Raw genomic sequence first — 20,361 nt, forward strand, 5'->3', positions numbered from 1 at the left:
TAATTATTTGTATCATAATTTGAATTGTGAACCGTTTACAAGCTTTGATTATCAGGTATACTGTATATAAGACTAATTTTAGGGGGCAAATTTACGATGGGTCAAAATTACAAAGCTGACGCTAAAAAGACGTTCAGTTTGAATAATGAAACTTATAACTATTACAGTTTAAAAACATTAGTTGAAAAAGGTTTTTCAGAAACGGCAAAATTGCCATACTCAATCCGTGTACTTCTTGAATCGGTTTTAAGACAGTATGACGGTGAAGTAATCAAAGATGAACATATTGAAGCACTTGCTAAATGGGATGAAGGTGACTTCGGCAATGCAGAAGTGCCATTCAAGCCTTCCCGTGTTATCCTGCAGGACTTCACTGGTGTACCGGCGGTCGTTGACCTTGCATCACTCAGAAAAGCTATGGATGATGTTGGCGGCGACGTACAGAAAATCAACCCTGAAGTACCGGTGGACTTAGTCATTGACCATTCAGTACAAGTTGATGAATACGGTACTCACCAGGCACTCCAGAAGAACATGGAACTTGAATTCGAAAGAAACAATGAGCGTTATGAATTCTTGAACTGGGCAACAAAATCATTTGATAACTACCGTGCTGTTCCACCTGCAACGGGTATCGTCCACCAGGTAAACCTTGAGTACCTGGCAAACGTTGTACATGTAAGAGAAGAAGATAATGAACTTGTTACTTATCCGGATACACTGGTCGGTACTGACTCACATACGACGATGATCAACGGCCTTGGTGTACTTGGCTGGGGCGTCGGCGGTATTGAAGCAGAAGCAGGAATGCTTGGACAGCCTTCATACTTCCCGGTACCTGAAGTAATCGGTGTACGCATGAAAAATGCTCTGCCTGAAGGTGCAACAGCAACGGACCTTGCACTTCGTGTTACAGAGTTACTCCGTCAGCATGGCGTAGTAGGTAAATTCGTTGAGTTCTTCGGCAGCGGCGTCACAGAGTTACCGCTTGCTGACCGTGCAACAATCGCAAACATGTCACCTGAGTACGGTGCAACAAACGCATTCTTCCCTGTAGATCAGGAAACACTTGATTATATGAAACTGACAGGCCGCAGCGCGGAACAGATTGAGATTGTTGAAACATACCTGAAAGAGAACGATATGTTCTTCGATCCTGATGTTGAAGCAACTTACACAGATATCGTCGAACTTGACCTGTCAACTGTGGAACCATCACTTGCCGGTCCGAAACGTCCGCAGGATTTAATTCCACTTTCTAAAATGAAAGAGAAATATAATAAATCTGTAACTGCTGAGAGTGGCAACCATGGTCATGGTCTTGATAAGAGCGAGTTTGAAAAGACTGGCACTGTTGAATTCAGTGACGGTACAACAGCAGAGCTTAAAACAGGTGACCTTGCCATCGCAGCGATTACATCATGTACGAACACATCCAACCCTTACGTTATGCTGGGAGCCGGTTTAATCGCGAAGAAAGCTGTAGAAAAAGGTCTTACAGTGCCACCATACGTGAAAACATCACTGGCACCGGGTTCAAAAGTTGTTACAGGCTACCTGGAAGACGCAGGCCTACAGCCGTACCTTGATCAGCTAGGATTCAACCTTGTCGGTTATGGTTGTACAACTTGTATCGGTAACTCAGGACCTTTAAAGCCTGAAATTACGAAAACGATTGTAGACAATGACATGCTGGTATCTTCTGTACTTTCCGGTAACAGAAACTTTGAAGGACGTATCCACCCGCTAGTCAAAGCAAACTATCTTGCATCACCGACACTGGTTGTTGCTTACGCACTTGCAGGTACTGTCGATATCGATCTTAATAAAGAGCCGCTTGGACAGGACCAGGATGGAAATGATGTCTTCATGAAAGATATCTGGCCGTCAATCAAGGAAGTCAGAGATGCAGTAATGAGCAATGTTACGCCTGAACTATTCCGTAAACAGTATGAAAATCTGTTTGAATCCAACGAAACATGGAATAAGATTGAAACGACTGACGCGCCGATGTATGATTTCCAGCCGGAATCAACATACATCCAAAACCCTACATTCTTTGAAAATCTTTCCAAGGAACCGGGCACAATCAATGATATAAATGGTCTCAGAGTTCTTGGTAAATTTGGAGACAGTGTAACCACAGACCATATTTCACCAGCGGGTGCGATCGGTAAAGATACACCGGCAGGTAAATGGTTAATCGAACAGGGTGTTTCACCACGTGACTTCAACTCATATGGTTCCCGTCGTGGTAACCATGAAGTGATGGTCCGCGGTACATTTGCGAACATCCGTATCCGTAACCAGATTGCACCGGGTACAGAAGGTGGTTTCACGACTCACTGGCCGACTGGTGAAGTGATGAGCATCTATGACGCTGCAATGAAGTATCAGGAAGAGAATACAGGTCTTGTTGTCGTTGCAGGCGATGATTACGGAATGGGCTCCAGCCGTGACTGGGCAGCCAAAGGTACAAACCTTCTGGGCGTCAAAGCTGTTATCGCAGCAAGTTACGAAAGAATCCACCGTTCCAACCTTGTAATGATGGGTGTTCTTCCTCTGCAGTTTGTAGATGGAAAGAATGCTGAAGACTACGGTCTTGACGGCAGTGAAACATTCGATATCAAAGTGGGCGAGACAGTTAAACCTGGAGATATTCTGGATGTTACAGTGACTGATACAGAGGGTAATGCTCAAGTCATTCAGGTCAAAGCACGTTTCGACTCTGAAGTGGAAGTGGATTATTACCGTCATGGTGGTATCTTACCACTTGTTCTCAGAAAAAAATTAAGTGAGTAATTCAATCATTTAAAAACCCGGTGAAATCATATGATTTCACCGGGTTATATTGTTTTTAACAGGATTTACATAAAAGTTATTTTGGATTCTGTTCCATCCTTAATCCGTTTCATATTCGATATATGTCGGATGATGACGACAAAACCGAGTACGATTGCAAAAGCCATGAACAATGGATCTTGTAAAAACAGGGAAAGAACGATTAATGTCACTGCAGCTACAATACTCGATAAAGATACAAATTTGCTCAATTTCAATGTAATTAAAAATGCAGATACTAAAATTATAAAGACGATTGGATTGTAGGCAAGTACTGCACCTCCACCTGTAGCAACGGCTTTACCACCTCTGAACTTCAAGAAGATGGGGTAGACATGGCCGAGTGCACTGACGAGTCCCGGAATAAATATATGTATATCCATAGCCAACAGAATGGTGATATAGACAGGAAGCGCACCTTTGAATATATCCAGGAGCAATACGACAATCCCAGCTTTTTTGCCTAAAATTCTGAAGGTGTTTGTAGTTCCGATATTACCACTGCCGTGTTCTCTAAGGTCTACTTTATAAAATATTTTACCTATGAGTAAGCTAAATGGAATGGAGCCAATCAAATAACTGAATATGAGCAGGAGTATTACATTTTCCATTTTAGACTCTCCTTTATTATCAGGTACTAATAGTTTACCATATAAATAAAATATTATAAATTGATAAAAATTGGATAGTTGACTATAATAATGTTATGTAAACTATTAACTGGTTATATTATTAAATTTTTAGCAGAGACTTGCAAAGATTGTGTTTTTATATAAAAATAGTAAGGTAGATTAAAATTCGAACGTATGTTTGTAGGAGGTTTACTCTTTGTCAAAAACGAACAATTATAGTGATGATTCAATTCAAATATTGGAAGGCCTGGACGCAGTTCGTAAACGACCGGGGATGTATATCGGCTCAACCGATGTAAGAGGTCTGCATCATCTGGTTTATGAAATTGCCGATAATGCCGTGGATGAAATATTGAACGGTTATGGAAACGAGATCAATATCAGACTGAATGAAGATGCCAGTATTTCAATTTCAGATAACGGACGGGGTATGCCGACAGGTATGCACCCATCCAAAAAAACAACACCTGAAGTCATATTCACAGTACTGCACGCAGGCGGTAAATTCGGTTCCGGCAGCTATAAAACTTCAGGAGGGCTCCATGGTGTCGGAGCTTCTGTCGTCAACGCACTGAGTGAGTGGATGAAGATCGAAATCCACCGTGACGGAAAAGTCCATGAAATTTCATTTAAAGACGGCGGTAAAGTGGATAAGAAGCTGTCAGTGACTGGCAAGACTAAAAAGACGGGCACAACCGTCACTTTTAAACCGGATAACAGAATCTTCAAGCTCGGCACGTCGTTCAATTATGAAATGATTGTTGAACGAATGAGGGAATCAGCCTTTCTTCTGAGCGGCTTGAAAGTGTCAATAGTCGATGCGCGCGGCGATGAAGAAAAGGTGGAAGAATTTCAATATGAAGATGGCTTGAAGTCTTTTATCGAATTTTTAAATGAAGGCAAGGATTCCATCGGTAATATCGTCCAGTTTAAAGGGGACTATCAGGATATCGAAGCCGATGTGAGTTTCCAATATAATGACCAGTATACGGAGACGATCATCTCTTTTGTAAACAATGTCAGAACAAAAGACGGCGGGACTCACGAAGTCGGTTTCAAAACCGGTTTTACAAAGGCATTCAACGAATATGCCCGTAAAATAAAAGAATTGAAAGAAAAAGATAAAAATCTGGACGGCAGTGACATCCGCGAAGGTTTGACGGCAATCGTCTCAATTAAGGTTCCAGAGCACCAGCTCCAGTTTGAAGGTCAGACAAAGAGCAAGCTCGGAACCAATGAAGCGAGAGCGGCTGTCGAGTCCACACTCGTCGAAAAGTTGCCATTCTATCTTGAAGAGAATGGCACATTGAGCAGTCAGCTTGTTAAAAAGGCCATCAAGGCAAGAAATGTAAGGGAAGCTGCGAGAAAAGCACGTGAAGAAGCGAGGAACGGCAAGAAAAACCGTAAGAAAGACACTCTGCTTTCCGGCAAGCTGACTCCGGCCCAAAGTAAAAATGCGAAAAAGAATGAACTCTTTTTAGTAGAGGGGGATTCAGCCGGCGGCTCGGCGAAGCAGGGCAGGGATCGTAAGTTCCAGGCCATTCTTCCGCTCCGGGGCAAGGTGATCAACACCGAGAAAGCTAAATTTGAAGATATTTTTAAAAACGAAGAAATAAACACCATCATCCACACCATCGGTGCGGGTGTCGGTACGGACTTCAAAGTTGAAGATTCCAACTACGATAAAGTGATTATCATGACCGATGCCGATACTGATGGTGCGCATATTCAAGTTTTATTGCTGACGTTCTTTTTCAATTATATGCGGCCTTTATTTGAAGCCGGTAAAATCTACATTGCATTGCCGCCTTTATTCCAATTGAAGAAAAAGGTCCGAAAAAAGGAAGATGTGCGTTACGTCTGGACTGAAGAAGAATTGGAACAAGTGCAAAAAGAAATGGGCGGAAACATTGAACTTCAGAGATATAAAGGTCTCGGTGAGATGATGGCTGAACAGTTATGGGAAACGACGATGAATCCTGAAACACGTACGTTGATCCAGATCTCGATTGACGATGAGGCGTTGTCATTAAAACGTGTGACAACGCTGATGGGTGATAATGTCGAGCTGCGCAGAAAATGGATCGAGTCGAATGTCAGCTTTACACTCGAGGACCAGAACAGTATTTTAGAAAATCAGGAAATAGATCATATGGATGAGGAAGGTGATGGCATTGGCTGAAAATATTCAAAATTTGAAACTTGAAGATGTGCTTGGTGACCGTTTTGGACGGTATAGTAAGTATGTCATCCAGGACCGTGCCATTCCTGATGTAAGAGACGGGTTGAAGCCGGTACAGCGTCGTGTCCTTTATGCAATGTTCCGGGAAGGTAATACATTTGATAAAAATTATCGTAAAAGTGCCAAAGCGGTCGGTAACGTCATAGGTAACTACCACCCGCACGGTGAGTCGAGCATTTACGATGCCATGGTCCGTCTTGGACAGGGCTGGAAGATGAGAGAAGAGCTCATCATGATTCACGGTAATATCGGGAGTATGGACGGAGATCCGCCTGCTGCAATGCGTTATACCGAAGCGAAGCTTGCTGAGATATCCAATGAAATGGTCAGAGACATCAATAAGAACACTGTGGACTTTATGAACAATTTTGATGATACCGATGTGGAACCGACTGTTATGCCTTCACGCTTTCCTAATATTCTGGTCAACGGATCGACGGGTATTTCAGCGGGGTATGCAACAGATATTCCACCGCATAATCTGGATGAGGTCATCGATGCAACACTGAAAGTCATCGACAAACCGACGGTCAAAATTGATGAACTGCTTCAAATTGTCAAAGGTCCGGATTTTCCGACCGGCGGCATTATCCAGGGTAAGGATGAATTGAAAAAAGCTTATGAGACCGGACGCGGCAGAGTCATTGTCCGTTCCAAAGTTGAAACTGAAGAATTGCGCAGCGGTAAGAAGCTGATTGCAATCAGTGAGTTGCCTTATGAAGTAAATAAGGCAAACCTTGTTAAAAAGATCGATGAAGTCCGTGCAGACAGAAAAGTCGACGGTATTTTGGAAGTCAGGGATGAAACAGACAGAACGGGCTTGAGAATTGCGATTGAAGTGCGAAAAGATGCGAATGTAGAAGGTATCATCAACTATCTGTATAAACGCACCGACCTGCAGGTGGCATATAACTTCAATATGGTCGCAATCAGCAACAGAGCGCCGAAGCTGCTCGGCTTGAAAGAGATTTTAGCGAGCTATATCGATCACCAGAAAGAAATTGTATATAAACGTTCGCAATTTGAACTGGCCCAGGCGAAAAAACGCATGCATATCATTGAAGGTCTGATGAAAGCATTGTCGATTTTGGATGATGTCATCCGCCTGATCAGAGAATCTGAAAATAAAAGGAATGCAAAAGAGAATCTTATCGAAGCATTCCATTTCACCGAGGCTCAGGCAGAAGCGATTGTTATGCTTCAGCTTTACCGTCTGACAAACACTGATATCGTTGAGCTGGAAACAGAGCATAATGAACTCGATTATACGATCAACCAGCTTAATGAAATCATTAATGATGAGAAAAAACTGTTATCGGTCATAAAAAAAGAACTCCGGGACATTAAGAAGAAATACAGTTCGGAAAGATTGACCGAAGTCGAAGATAAAATTGAAAATATCGAACTGGACAAGACACTGCTGATTCCTCAGGAAGAGACAATCCTTTCACTGACGAGAGACGGTTACGTCAAACGCACAAGTCCGAGAAGCTTCAATGCCAGTGAACCTGATGAAATCGGCATGAAAGAAGACGATTTCCTTGTGTATCTGAGTGAAGCCAATACACTTCAACAAATGCTGGTATTTACCAATCTCGGGAATTACTTAATCATTCCTGTACATGAAATACCTGACATCCGCTGGAAGGACCACGGTGTCCATCTGTCGAGCCGTTTCAAAATAGAAGCGCATGAATTTCCTATATTCGCCATGACTGTGGATGACTACAAAGACAGCCTCTCGATTGTCTCGGTTACGAAAAATGGTCAGATTAAGCGCAGTGAACTCTCATTGTTCGAAGCTGTCAGAATCAAGAGACCGATTGTCTATATGAATCTTAAAGCGGATGATGAAGTGGTTGATGTGGATACTTCCGTGACAGGAACGGAAGAGATTTTATACGTCACTGCAAAAGGTTTGACGCTGAAATACGGTCTGGATGCGGTCAATCCGACAGGTCTGAGATCGCAGGGTGTCAGAGCGATGAATGTGAAAAAGGATGATAAAATCATATTTGCAGGCATTATTAAAGATGAGAGGTATTTACTGACTGTCTCCAACAGAGGTGCTGCAAAACGTACAGACCTGTCGGCATTCGAATCAGGCGCCCGTGCCCAGGTCGGTACGATGCTGCTTAAAGAAATAAAATCCAAACCACATCGTCTTGTCGGTGCAAAACTATTTGATGATAATATCAATGCAGTCATTGTTTCCGAGTCAAATGATTCGACGATCAGCGGCAAGGACATCCGGGTTACTGGAAAGTATGTGAACGGCTCGTTTGTAGTGGATGAGGATACGTTCGGTGAAGTGACAGATGTTTACTTTGATGACATAGATTTATAAAAAAGGTTTCATTTTAAGCTCCCAATGTTATAATTCATTAACATAAAGGGGGCTTTTTTATGGAGAATTTCATCAGTATTTTTGAAAATATCATTGGAACAATGAACGATCTTTTGTGGGGCGATTTTCTTGTCGGGATATTGATTGTTGCCGGCCTGTTTTTCACATTATCTTCACGTTTTGTTCAACTCAGATCAATTAAACAAATGTTTGCCGTGTTGAAAGAGAAACCTGAAACGCTGCCTGATGGGACGAAAGGGATTTCCGCTTTTAAGGCATTCACGATCAGTGCCGCTTCACGTGTAGGAACCGGGAATGTTGCCGGGGTGGCAACAGCAATCGTGCTCGGGGGTCCGGGTGCTGTGTTCTGGATGTGGGTCATTGCATTCATCGGCGCGGGGACTGCATTTTTTGAGTCCACTTTGGGACAGCTGTACAAAGTGAAAGATAAAGAAGGCGGTTACCGCGGCGGTCCTGCATATTACATGTCAAAAGGACTGGACCAGAAATGGCTGGCCATGTTCTTTGCGATTTTGATTACCGTGACTTTCGGTTTTGCATTTAACGGGCTGCAGGCAAATACCATTGCGGCTGCATATAACGGTGCTTTCGGCATCGACCGCAACATTATCGGTATTATTCTTGCAATCTTTACTGCGGTAGTTATTTTCGGAGGAGCGAAACGAATAGCGAATGTAACCGGCTATATTGTCCCGGTCATGGCAACGATTTATCTTGGTGTGGTCATATTCATATTAGTTATTAATTACGATCTTGTTCTGCCGATGATCGGACAGATCTTTGCGAATGCCTTCGGTCTGCAGGAAGCTTTTGCAGGTGCTGTGGGTGCAGCAATCCTGAACGGTTTCCAACGCGGGCTGTTCTCGAATGAAGCAGGTATGGGTTCTGTTCCGAATGCCGCTGCATCAGCTGCGGTCAGCCATCCTGTGAAACAGGGGCTTATCCAGTCTTTGGGTGTTTATTTCGATACTATGATTGTCTGTACAGCGACGGCTGTTCTTATTCTGATGTATACGGATTTGAGTTACGGTGAAGATGCGACTCAGGGTATTGAAGTGACACAGGCAGCCATGTCAGCACAGATTGGAGACTTTGGCGGTATTTTTATAGCAGTCGTCATCTTACTGTTTGCTTACAGTTCAATTTTAGGGAACTATTTCTATGGACAGAGCAACCTTAACTTTATAAAGGAACATCCTGTTGTATTGTTCATCTTTAAGCTGTTGGTTATCGGGATGGTCTACGTCGGAGCGGTTATGGATATTACGCTTGCATGGAATACGGCAGACGTATTCATGGCTCTGATGGCAGTGACAAACATTGTAGCAATCATCGGACTGAGTAAAATCGTCTTTAAAGTGTCGAAGGATTACTCAGATCAGCTGAAAGCGGGCAAGCAGCCGGTCTTCTACATCGATAATGTCGATATCGACAAACATGGTATCGGCGAATGGGAGAGAGGCCGTTACGATAAAACAAAAGAAGAAGAATAAAAAAATGACCGCATACATCAAATGTATGCGGTCGTTTACTGTTTAAAATAAGTTTTTGAAGAAATCAACGATACTGTTGAAGAAGTTGCGGAGTGCTGTGACGAATGAGTCCCATGCGCCTGAATCCTGTATTTCCTGTCCGATCTCTTCTGCTTTGTCCTGTGCGTCGCTGAATGCATCGCTTGAAGTGATCTGATCTACAAGGTTGCGTGATGATTCAATCAATCTGTCCGCTTCCTCACCGGAAAACAGACCGGATTCCTGAATGTTCGTAATGATGACGATGATGCGGTCGACCTGTTCCTGGGATAAAATATCCTGGAGGCCGTTTTCCTGCATCTTCTCATCGACGATGTTTCTTACATCTTCTTCTGTCACTTCACCGCCATAGTTATTGACGATTTCAATTTTGATTTCAGTGATCATTTTGTTCAGCTGGACTTGTGAAAATCCTTCGACATCACTGTTTTCATCTGATATATCTGAAATTGCTTCAAGTTCTTCCTGTGCATTTTGCGTCCGTTCCTCGGGGATGTCCTCACCTTGTACTTCATATGCTTTATATATGCCTGACAGCGCACTTTCACCTGTAACATCTTCAGCGGCTGCGATGGTGACATCTGCATCAGTGATGCCTGAAGTCAGTAAAGCATTCTGATATGTCTCTTCAGTGATTTTTGTGATTTCACCCATGGATTCGTTAAGTGTGATGTTGAGTCCGTAGCCCGGATCTCTTTGCATGATACGGATGCTTGACTTCAATACGCTGTTGTCATAAAGCATGCCCAGATAATTATCAACATCTTCCGAATATACATAACCGGTTTCATCATTGTCTTCGGCTTCAAGCAGTCCGCTCGTTTCACTGCGGAGGTTGTCATCGTTCTCAAGTGCTGCACCATATATCGTCACGGCATTATCCCATTCGGAAGCTGCCTTCAAAGTTGTTGGTATAATTGATATGAGTAACACTGCCATAGCCAGCAGAGTAAGCTTTTTATACATAATAATCCTCTTTTCATTCGATTTTTATTAATTTTACTACAGAGCGGATTTTAAAACAATTTTTAACCGGCGTATTATATTTACTTTATTATTTTATCGTTTAAGAGTAGAATATTTTGTAGAGAAATTTTAGGAGCATGAATATGAATAATGAATATAAGCGTGTGGATAAAAGCAATACGGGTACACGCAAGAAGCTGAAGCTGCGAAAAAGAGCGTATATACCATTAGTTTTAATCATTTTATTGATCAGTGCAATTTTATATATATTCCTGTCTTATCAGTCAGGGTTGAAAACTGCAGAGGAAAACGGCGTGGATCATGAAGAGATGACATTTAACGGGACCGATAATAACGACGGCAAGAAAACGTTTCTGCTCCTCGGAGCGGACAGGGAGGATGACGGCGTCACACGGACGGACGTCATCATGCTCGGCCAGTACGACTATATGCAGAAAGACTTGAAACTCGCATCGATAATGAGGGATGTCTATGTCGACATTCCGGGCTACCAGAATTATAAAATAAATTCCGTCTATTCACTCGGCGGCGTCGAACTTCTGAGACAGACGCTGGAGTCGAACTTCGGCGTACAGGTGGAAGACTATATCGTCGTCGATTATCAGGCGTTTGAATCGGTCGTGGACGCCATCAATGATGATGGCATCATGATCGATGTCGAAAAGGATATGTCCGAGAAGATTACGACAGAACTGTACAAGGGTGAACAGCGTCTCGGCGGTGAAGATTTACTTGAGTATGCCCGTTTCCGTCAGGATTCGGAAGGTGACTTCGGCCGTGTCAGACGCCAGCAGCAGGTCATCGGTGCGGTCAAGGATGAAATACTGACTGTCGGCGGTGTCTTCAATCTGCCGCACGCCATGGGCACGGGTATGGGATATGTCAATACGAGCATGAGCGAAGCAGAACTCTACCGTATGGCAGGTTCATTCCTTGTTCGTGGTGATAAGGATATCGACTCGCTCACATTGCCTGTGGAAGGATCATATCAATTTGTTGATACTTACCACGCCGGCAGCGTCATCGATCTTGACTACGATTGGAACAGTGAAGTACTGCATCAGTTCCTGGATGATGAACTGGATGATACAGAAGCACAGCAGCCGGATCCGGATGAAGAAGTGCCGCAGCCATAATTACTGAAGACGCCGAAAGGCGTCTTTTTTCATGGTGACCCGATGCGGATGATATGTTATATTTAATAAGAACGTATGTTCGTAAAGAGGTGAGGTTATGTATAACTATCATATTTGTCCGCACCGGCATATTTTATGTGTGGACTTAAAAAGTTTTTTTGCGAGTGTATCCTGTATTTTGAAAGGGCTGGATCCGAAGACGACGAAACTGGCGGTGGTCGGTGATACGAAGAGTATCGGTTCGGTTGTACTCGCTGCAACACCGGAATTGAAAAAGCTCGGTATAAAGACAGGATCGCGTCTTTTTGAAATTCCGAACCGCCGGGATATTTATATCATCAATCCATCGATGAAAATCTATCTGGATTACTCCGGAAAGATCACTGAAGTGGCACTCAAGTATGTTGCTCCTGAAGATTTCCATCAGTATTCCATCGATGAATTTTTTATGGATGTTACGGAAAGCTGGCATCTGTTTGAAGAGTCCCCGTATCTTCTGGCGAGGAGAATAAGAAGGGAGATTTATGAGGCGACGAAAATTGACAGTGCCATCGGCATCGGAGAAAATATGCTGCTGAGTAAATTGTCCCTGGATATCGAGGCGAAGAAAATGAGTGACGGCATTGCAGAGTGGCGCTATCACGATGTACCTGAAAAGCTGTGGCCGATTACACCGCTGAGGGATTTTTGGGGGATTAACCGGCGCAGTGAAGTGAAGCTCAACCAGCGCGGAATCTTCAATATCGGAGATCTGGCACATTACAGTCCGGTACATCTAAAGCGTGATTTCGGCGTCGTCGGTGTCGACTGGCACCTTCATGCCAACGGCATAGACTTCAGTGTCATACGGGAAAAACATGTCGTCCATTCGCCGTCCATCGCAAAAAGCCAGATCTTGATGAGGGATTATGAATTTGAAGAAATCTATGTCGTTTTATTTGAACAGATAGATGAAGTGGCCCACCGGCTGCGACTCGCAAACCGGCTTGCGAGAACCGTTCAGTTTTCAGTCGGCACAAAAGACGGCGAAGTATACAGGAAACAGTTCACGGTCAAGGAAGGCACCAATAACGAAAATGAAATGATGAAAGCAGTGTGGCGCCATCTGCTGCAGATGGCGGATACCAATGCCTTGTACCGGACGATCAGCGTGTCTCTGACCAATTTCATCCCCGACAGCATAAAACAGATATCTTTGTTCGAAGATATGGAAAAAATGCTGAAGGAAGAAGCACTGGTGAAAACGATTGATGAACTGAAAGTGAAGTACGGCCAGCTCTCTGTCATGCGTGCCTTAAGCCGAACCGAGGCATCCACCCTGAAACTCAGGGAAGGACTGATTGCGGGGCATAAGAGGTAGGCGGCGAGCATATCAGAATGATATCACGGTTCACATCCGGTTTGTATATGGTAGGATAAGAACATCTAAAAATACGGGAGGGACATGATATGGGTACTCCGATCATAAAAGAACTGCAGACGTCAGAGGAAATAAAGGAAGGATTTCCTGTCATGAAACAGCTGCGGACACATCTGGATGAAGAGGCCTACATGGATCTGGTGCTGGAGGCGCAGGTGAAGGACAGTTATAAAATATTTGCGCTGTTCGAGGATGAAAAGATTGTGGCCGTCACCGGATTCAAGCCGATGATTACTTTATATTACGGCAGATTCGTCTGGGTGTGTGATCTGGTCACCGACAGTGACAGCCGCTCAAAAGGCTACGGCAAAGCACTGCTGGAATTTGTCCATGAATGGGCCGGGGAAAACGGCTATGACAGTGTTGCGCTGTCATCCGGCCTTGAAAAAACGGAAGCCCACCGCTTTTATGAAGACAAAATGGGTTATGACAAAGTCAGCTACGTCTTTAAAAATTCTGTGGAATAAAAATCATGTTCAATGAAAAGGGGAATTATATGTACCGTGATGAAGAGCTGGTGATCCGGCCGATTGAAAAAGGGGATCTATATGATGTGTGGAAACTGATATTCAAAGAAGAAGCCCCCGAGTGGAAGAAATGGGATGCACCGTATTACCCCCATTATGCGTTGGAATATGAAGATTTTTTAAGAGGTTCCGCCCCGTGGGTCAATAAAGACAACCGGTGGCTGGTTGAAAAGGACGGTGTAGCTGTCGGCACCGTCTCCTATTATTGGGAGGACGAGGCATCCAACTGGCTGGAGATCGGCATTGTCCTTTATCAGCCGGACAATTGGAGCCGCGGTCTCGGTACGCGGACATTGAAAATGTGGATCGGCCATTTATTCAACACGCTGCCGCTCGTCCGTGTCGGCCTGACGACATGGTCCGGAAATGAACGCATGATCCGTGTCGCGGAAAAGCTCGGGATGCAGATGGAAGCGAGAATCCGGAAAGTGCGCTATTATGACGGCCATTATTATGATTCGATCAGAATGGGCATTTTGCGGGAAGAGTGGACAGCTACGCGGCAACCTCATTGAATCCCCACAGGAACATCAGGCCGTTGGCCACGCCTAAAACAAGCGAAATCATCGTGCCGACAAGAACATATTCACTTTGCTTTTTGACATTTTCATCGGATTTATCACCGGAAAATCTCAGGATGGATTTGGCGGCAATAATCAGCCCGAGTGCCGTATATTGATTCAGAACAACGAAGACGATGATGATCAGACGTTCTGAATAACCGATGGTCATGCCGATATAGTCTGTTTCCGGGTTTTTCTCCCCGGATAAAAATTCGAGGAACAATTTGATCAGCAGGCCGCTAAAAATATAAAAAAGAATGCCAAGAGCGATGATCCACATCAGCTGTCACCTGACTTTCTGAAAGACCGGGTGACTTTATTCTGCAGTCCGGCAATATCCACTTCATCCGCATAGTATGACTGCAGGAAATCCAGGATGACTTCAAGCTGACGGCCTCTTGATTTATGATAGTGGGCGGATATGGTCGAATGGCTTTTATTCAAAACCTCCGCAATTTCCTTTTGAGTCATACCTGACATTTTCATAAGCAGGACGCCGCGCTGCAATTCGGTTAAATTGTTCAAAATATCTGTGACATACATCAGTGCGACGTCGAGCGAGCTGTCGATATCCACACCAGCGAAGTCCTGGATGGCGGATTTTTTAATTTCATCCAGTGCATTCCGTGTATCTTTGATGCCGGCGTGGGTCCATTCTTCCGGATCGGTTTCAGGATATTCCACATCGATTGTATGAAAGCTGCACTTCAAAGGAAAGCTGTTTTTCCGCCACAATAATTTGGCATAAAATGCGATAAATAGGGTATAGTGAGGTTTAGAAGAAATGATGAATAATTCATCACCCATCCGGTAATTTACGTAAAACTTTTCCTGGTGACGTAACCAGTCGGAAATTTCTTTTTCAAGCCGCTTTATCTCTTTTGATAAATTCCGGTCGGCTTTAGTGCTGCCGCTGACGTCCATTATTAATAAAGATATCATCGCTCATCACTCCCTCTGTTTAATGATATAATATACAAGGTATGTCCATTATACTTAAATTCGTTCAATTAAGCGAATATTCTATAATTCGTTCAAACAGACGAATTACAATAAAGAGCGAATAAAGATGAAATTTATAATGAAGTTTGTTAATATACTAAAGTGAAAAATGTGAACAGGAGTGCCAAAATGGAATTTACAGAGTTAACAATAGAAGAGTTTAATCACTTCACGCTGAACAACTTCAGCCATTTTACCCAGACAGAGGAAAACTACCGGCTGAAGAAAGATGGCGGGACAGAAACTTATCTGGTCGGCGTTAAACATGAAGACGCAGTCCGTGCGGCATGTTTAGTGACTTTGACCCCCGTGATGAAAGTGATGAAATATGCTTACACCAACCGTGGTCCTGTAATGGATTACAGCGATAAGAAAGTGTTTGATACTTTCTTTGACGGTCTGAAACAATTTTTAAAAACTAAAAATGTACTGCATTTAAGAGTCGACCCTTATGAAGTCATCAATGAGCGCAATCATGAAGGTGAAATAACGAAAGATATGGGCAACAGATATATCTTTGAGTATTTCAAGGCACATGGTTTCCGTCACGATGGCTTTTCAGTAGGTTTTGATCCGGTCATCCAAATCCGCTGGCATTCGATATTAGATCTTTCCGATAAGACGCCGGAAGATGTACTGAATGATATGGACAGTCTCCGAAAGAGAAATATTAAAAAAGCTGAAAAGCATGGTCTCGGCATCAAGTTTCTGGATCTGGACGATATTGATGTCTTCCGTAAATTTATGAAAGATACTTCCGAGATGAAAGAATTCGTCGACAGAGATGATGAGTATTACATCAGCCGTAAAAAATACTTCAAGGACAACGTGCTCATCCCACTCGTATATGTCGACCTGGAAAGCTACAATGAAACGACTCAAAAGGATATGGATAAACTTAAGAAAAATATTGAAAAAGCGCAGAATGCTGTGGAAAAAGATCCTTCAAATGAGAAACAGCAGAAAAAGATTGTCAATTTGAGCGAACAGCTGGCAAACATTGAAGACAAACTTGAAGAAGGTAAAGCACTGCTCGAAAAGCATGGTAAGGAACTGCCGGTCGCAAGTTCATATTACTTTGTGACACCTCATGAAGTCGTCTATCTCGCGGGAGGCAGCGACAACGATTTCCGTCATTTCTCAGGCAGTTATCTGATCCAGTGGAAAATGATCAATTACGCAATTGAAAATAATATTGATATATATAATTTCTACGGTATCAGTGGTGACTTTACACCGGGAGCAGAAGATGCAGGCGTCGTTCAATTCAAAAAAGGGTTCAATGCGAAAGTGAATGAGTACATCGGTGATTTCATACAGCCGATCAACAAACCTGCATATCTCCTGTATCAGTCTATAAATAAAGTGCGTCAGAAATTAGGAAGGTAGGATGAACATGATTTTTACGGAATTAACTGATTTGGAATATCAAAATTATATCGAAAAAGGGGAGGAGTCCGCCTTTTTCCAGATGATAGAAAATAAAACGAACCGTGAGCTTGAAGATGACCAGTCTGTCCGCCTTCTGGGCGTCAAAGACGATTCGGGTGAAGTCATTGGTGCCAGTCTGTTCAGTCTGAAATCGACTGGCCTCGGCCAATACTTCTACTATTCCAACCGCGGACCGGTAATGAATTATCACGATCATGAGCTCGTGCGGTTTTATTTTCAGGAACTGTCCAGGTACTTGAAAAATAATAACTGTTCCTATGTAAAAGTCGATCCTAACTGGATTTATAAAAAATATGATAAAGACGTTAATGAAAAAACGGATTACGAGGCACAGGATACGCTGATTCAGATCATGGAAGAAGAAGGTTATGTGCATCAGGGCTTTACAAGAGGCTATTCAAAAACTTCGCAGGCCCGCTGGATGAGTGTACTTGATGTGAGTGGCTATGATAATGTGAATTCACTTGTTAAGACGTTTGATTCCCAGCGTAAAAGAAATATTAAAAAAGCGCAGAAATTCGGCGTTAAAGTGAGATTTTTAGAAGTTGACGAAATGGATAAATTCATGAAATTATATTTGGCGACTTCAGAACGTCAGGGGTTCTTCACACACCCGGATCCGCTTAAATATTTCACGTATTTCAAAATGACTTATGAAGATAAGCTGTTGGTGCCGCTTGCTTATATAGAGCTGGATGAGTATATTGGGAATCTGACGAAAGAGAGCGAAGATCTTAAAAAACGCCATGCCAAGCAGGATGAGAAAGAGAACAAAAATGATAAGACGATCAATAAGATCAAAGAGATGGAAAAGCAGATCAATAAGATTGAAGAGGACCTGAAAGAAGCGCGTGAGATTCAGGCAATCGAAGGAAATACGCTTGATCTCGCAGCGGGCATTTATTTTGAAACGCCTTACGAACTGGTTTACAACTCAGGCGCGAGTACGAGTAAGTATCCTCAGTTTGTCGGTCCCTACATGATGCACCTGGAAATGATGAAATACTGCATCGATAACAATATCGACCGTTATAATTTCTACGGCGTCAGCGGTGATTTTTCAGAAGACGGCGAAGACTACGGCGTTTACAGGTTCAAGCGTGGATTCAATGCGGAAATTGAAGAGCTGGTCGGCGATTTCGTCAAAGTCATCAAACCGGTGCCTTACAATGTTTATAAAGTGAAAGCCAAATTAAACCAGATGATTTCAAAGTAATGATAAAGGAAGGTTGAACTTAAAATGCATACAGCCAAGATAAGTGAGCATACATTCAAACGGTTCATCGATGACTATGACAGTTATATGCATTATCTTCATGATAATCTGTACTATGACTATATATCCGGCCTATATGAAACACACCTGCTCGGTCTGTTTGAAGAAGAAGAGCTGATCGGTGTGTCCATGCTGAGTGCGACATCCGTACTGAAAAGATACAGACTCTTTACATCTCATACAGGTCCGTTGATCAAAGCCTTCAATAATGAACGTCTGGCATTCTTTTTATCCGAAATCGACAAGTATGTTCAGAAAAATGGGGCACTGCAGCTGATCCATTCGCCTTACCATATTTATCAGATGCACGATAAAGACGGTCACCTGATTGAAGATGACAAAAACAATCCGGAAATCATCAATATATATGAAAAGCTCGGCTATAAGCACCACGGGTTCACAAAAGAACTGATTACCGAAGAACTGCTCAGATACCAGGGTGTACTGGATATTACACCGAGTGAAAAAGAACTGATGAAAAATATGGAATCCACCACAAGGTATAATACCAAACAGGCGGAGATCATGCCGGTTAAATTGCGGTATCTTGATGAAGACGAGTACGATCTGTTCATCGACATCTATAAGGAGACCGAGGAACGGATCGGCTTTGATCCGGTGCCGTCCGATAAAATCAAGAATCTGCTGAAAACTCTTAAGGATAAGATGTATCTGGTCATGACTTATGTCAACGTGGATGAATATCTGGACCAGCTGGCCGCAGAACGTGATGGACTTTCAGATGAAAAAAATCACATACTGGAAAAAGAAAAAGAGGGCACAGCAACCAAAGGCCAGAAAAAGAAACTGGAACAGATCGAACAGCAGTTAAACAGTAAGCATTCAAGAATTGAGAAGATTGAAGGCTATAAAGCGGACTTCGGTACAGATTTAAACTTATCAGCGGGCATGTATTACTATAATAACCATGAAATGGTGTATCTGTTCAGCGGCAGTTATCCTGAACTTTCATTTTTCAAAGGTACAAACTATGCGACGTGGGAAATGATCAAAAAGGCGAAAACGCTTGGACTTGAGCGCTTTAATTTCTTCGGCCTGACAGGAGATTTCACTGAAGATGCCAAAGATTACGGCGTTTACAGGTTTAAAAAAGGATATAATATCGAAATTGAAGAACTGCCGGGCACATTCGATAAAGTGTTCAATAAACTGATCTTCAGCGTGGCAAGAAAACTGAATAAAATATAGCATCGATAGGGGAGATAAATTGTAAATTTTCTCTCCTTTTTATTGTCCGGTTTGAAAGCAATACGTATATATGGTAAAAAGTAACTAACGGGTATTGTCAGTAGGGGGATAATCATGGAAATTGAGTACATAAGGGATTTTACAATGTATACGGCAATTTTCGGGATAATGAGTTTTGTGTGGTTTGGCTGGGCACAGGAAGCACCGAGGAAACACTGGCGGGCATATATCGGTATAGCATCCGGCATAGCATTGCTGCTCGGTCTGGCAGGTGTTTATTTAAGTGTGACAAACTGGGATGCAGCAAGTGCTTTAAGAGATAATGATGTATTAACAACATATATCATAGTGTTTTGGTTGGAAATGATTGTCGCTGTTATTGGTGTCATTGTAATATTCCGAATGAAAAAACGTGAATATGCAGCGCCGTGGATTGCATTGATTGTCGGCGTGCATTTTATATTCCTTAAAGAAGTATTCAATGATGCTGCATTGTATGTGCTCGCAGTACTTATGGTTGCAGCAGCATTGATATCACCGTGGATGGCACGTAAGCTTGGCGTCGCATACAGTGCAGTTACAGGTATAAGTTCCGGGGTTTTATTGTTTGTATTTGCAGTGCTTGGACTGATCAGATTTTTACTGGCATCATAATAGTAGAAATGCTGTAATGAAGACAATCAGCATGATTGCAAATGAGGCAATGATTGTTATGATAAATTTCCTGCTCAGTTTATTTTCTTTTGCGGTTTCAGCATCAGATTCAAATTCCTTTGCATTTTGAAGTACAACAAATGCAGAAACGATCAACACAAAAATTAATAGAAATAGACCCAAAATAATCGCTCCAAAATATCAGATTAATACGGTAATCATACCATAAATCAGGCACCCTTTTGAAATATATCATAAAGTTTACATAACATATATTATAGGAAGTTATATGTCGCTTATCAAAATTGAGGCATTATATCCCCTTATCATTGTTTTATCTATATAAAGAATGCCGAATCAGCTGATTTCCATATCATGATCTATGAGTGCTGCATCACTGTTATCCGGATATGCGTTTATGACTTAACGATCTTCCGGCGGCCACCGGCCTATAACCCGGTAGATGTCACTGCCAGGTTCCATTTCCACTATAATAAAGAACACCGGTCCTCCGAGTTAC

At 42.7% G+C, this 20,361-nt stretch carries 17 protein-coding genes; 12 read left to right on the top strand and 5 right to left on the bottom strand.

Features of this window, described 5'->3' with window-relative positions:
- Positions 1–96 precede the first annotated feature (96 nt).
- Positions 97–2,802, top strand: a complete 2,706-nt coding sequence (gene acnA / locus BO48_RS07335) for an aconitate hydratase AcnA (protein WP_496366775.1) — start codon at positions 97–99, stop codon at positions 2,800–2,802.
- Positions 2,803–2,867: 65 nt separating this feature from the next.
- On the opposite strand, the gene plsY is transcribed toward acnA, so the two are convergent.
- Positions 2,868–3,452, bottom strand: a complete 585-nt coding sequence (gene plsY / locus BO48_RS07340) for a glycerol-3-phosphate 1-O-acyltransferase PlsY (RefSeq protein ID WP_496366776.1) — start codon at positions 3,450–3,452, stop codon at positions 2,868–2,870.
- A 217-nt stretch (positions 3,453–3,669) separates the two neighbouring features.
- Between plsY and parE the strand changes: the two genes are divergently transcribed.
- The 3 genes from parE to BO48_RS07355 are packed head-to-tail and all read left to right on the top strand — an operon-like array spanning position 3,670 to position 9,576.
- Complete coding sequence (parE, locus tag BO48_RS07345) at positions 3,670–5,655, top strand: DNA topoisomerase IV subunit B (protein WP_496366778.1); 1,986 nt, start codon at positions 3,670–3,672, stop codon at positions 5,653–5,655.
- Entirely contained in the window at positions 5,642–8,062 is a 2,421-nt protein-coding gene (parC, locus tag BO48_RS07350) for a DNA topoisomerase IV subunit A (protein ID WP_496366779.1), read from the top strand. The genes parE and parC overlap by 14 nt, the downstream gene beginning before the upstream one ends.
- 59 nt (positions 8,063–8,121) lie before the next feature.
- Positions 8,122–9,576: an alanine/glycine:cation symporter family protein gene (locus tag BO48_RS07355; protein WP_496366780.1), complete on the top strand. Its 1,455-nt coding sequence runs from the start codon at positions 8,122–8,124 to the stop codon at positions 9,574–9,576.
- Between the two features lie 42 nt (positions 9,577–9,618).
- Here BO48_RS07355 and BO48_RS07360 read toward each other — a convergent pair whose 3' ends face one another.
- Complete coding sequence (locus tag BO48_RS07360) at positions 9,619–10,581, bottom strand: DUF1002 domain-containing protein (protein WP_496366781.1); 963 nt, start codon at positions 10,579–10,581, stop codon at positions 9,619–9,621.
- A 143-nt stretch (positions 10,582–10,724) separates the two neighbouring features.
- Here BO48_RS07360 and BO48_RS07365 point away from each other — a divergent pair, with 143 nt between their 5' ends.
- From BO48_RS07365 to BO48_RS07380, 4 genes are all read left to right on the top strand, one after another.
- A complete protein-coding gene (locus tag BO48_RS07365; RefSeq protein WP_496366782.1) occupies positions 10,725–11,738 on the top strand; it encodes an LCP family protein in 1,014 nt (337 codons plus the stop codon).
- Between the two features lie 97 nt (positions 11,739–11,835).
- Positions 11,836–13,098, top strand: coding sequence for a Y-family DNA polymerase (locus BO48_RS07370; RefSeq protein ID WP_496366783.1), 1,263 nt, complete (start codon positions 11,836–11,838; stop codon positions 13,096–13,098).
- Positions 13,099–13,187: 89 nt separating this feature from the next.
- Positions 13,188–13,625: a GNAT family N-acetyltransferase gene (locus BO48_RS07375; protein ID WP_496366784.1), complete on the top strand. Its 438-nt coding sequence runs from the start codon at positions 13,188–13,190 to the stop codon at positions 13,623–13,625.
- Between the two features lie 29 nt (positions 13,626–13,654).
- Positions 13,655–14,200 (top strand): GNAT family N-acetyltransferase, encoded by a 546-nt coding sequence (locus BO48_RS07380; RefSeq protein ID WP_496366825.1) that lies wholly within the window; start codon positions 13,655–13,657, stop codon positions 14,198–14,200.
- On the opposite strand, the gene BO48_RS07385 is transcribed toward BO48_RS07380, so the two are convergent.
- Together BO48_RS07385 and BO48_RS07390 are read right to left on the bottom strand one after the other, a co-directional pair.
- On the bottom strand, positions 14,181–14,528 hold the full coding sequence (locus BO48_RS07385; RefSeq protein ID WP_496366785.1) for a hypothetical protein: 348 nt from the start codon (positions 14,526–14,528) through the stop codon (positions 14,181–14,183). The two genes, BO48_RS07380 and BO48_RS07385, sit on opposite strands and share 20 nt — an antisense overlap.
- Entirely contained in the window at positions 14,528–15,190 is a 663-nt protein-coding gene (locus BO48_RS07390) for a sigma factor-like helix-turn-helix DNA-binding protein (RefSeq protein WP_496366786.1), read from the bottom strand. The genes BO48_RS07385 and BO48_RS07390 overlap by 1 nt, the downstream gene beginning before the upstream one ends.
- A gap of 189 nt (positions 15,191–15,379) precedes the next feature.
- Here BO48_RS07390 and BO48_RS07395 point away from each other — a divergent pair, with 189 nt between their 5' ends.
- The 4 genes from BO48_RS07395 to BO48_RS07410 all read left to right on the top strand — a co-directional run bounded on the left by BO48_RS07395 (position 15,380) and on the right by BO48_RS07410 (position 19,841).
- Entirely contained in the window at positions 15,380–16,639 is a 1,260-nt protein-coding gene (locus tag BO48_RS07395; RefSeq protein WP_496366787.1) for an aminoacyltransferase, read from the top strand.
- A gap of 7 nt (positions 16,640–16,646) precedes the next feature.
- Entirely contained in the window at positions 16,647–17,918 is a 1,272-nt protein-coding gene (locus BO48_RS07400; protein ID WP_496366826.1) for a peptidoglycan bridge formation glycyltransferase FemA/FemB family protein, read from the top strand.
- Positions 17,919–17,942: 24 nt separating this feature from the next.
- Positions 17,943–19,187 carry a peptidoglycan bridge formation glycyltransferase FemA/FemB family protein gene (locus BO48_RS07405; RefSeq protein WP_496366788.1) on the top strand — a complete coding sequence of 415 codons (1,245 nt, stop codon included), beginning with the start codon at positions 17,943–17,945 and terminating at the stop codon, positions 19,185–19,187.
- 120 nt (positions 19,188–19,307) lie between these two features.
- Positions 19,308–19,841 (top strand): hypothetical protein, encoded by a 534-nt coding sequence (locus BO48_RS07410; RefSeq protein WP_496366827.1) that lies wholly within the window; start codon positions 19,308–19,310, stop codon positions 19,839–19,841.
- Here the strand turns inward: BO48_RS07410 and BO48_RS07415 are convergent.
- Positions 19,836–20,000 carry a hypothetical protein gene (locus tag BO48_RS07415; protein ID WP_496366789.1) on the bottom strand — a complete coding sequence of 55 codons (165 nt, stop codon included), beginning with the start codon at positions 19,998–20,000 and terminating at the stop codon, positions 19,836–19,838. The genes BO48_RS07410 and BO48_RS07415 overlap by 6 nt on opposite strands.
- Positions 20,001–20,361 lie beyond the last annotated feature (361 nt).

This window comes from Lacicoccus kunmingensis DSM 17847, assembly GCF_059568765.1.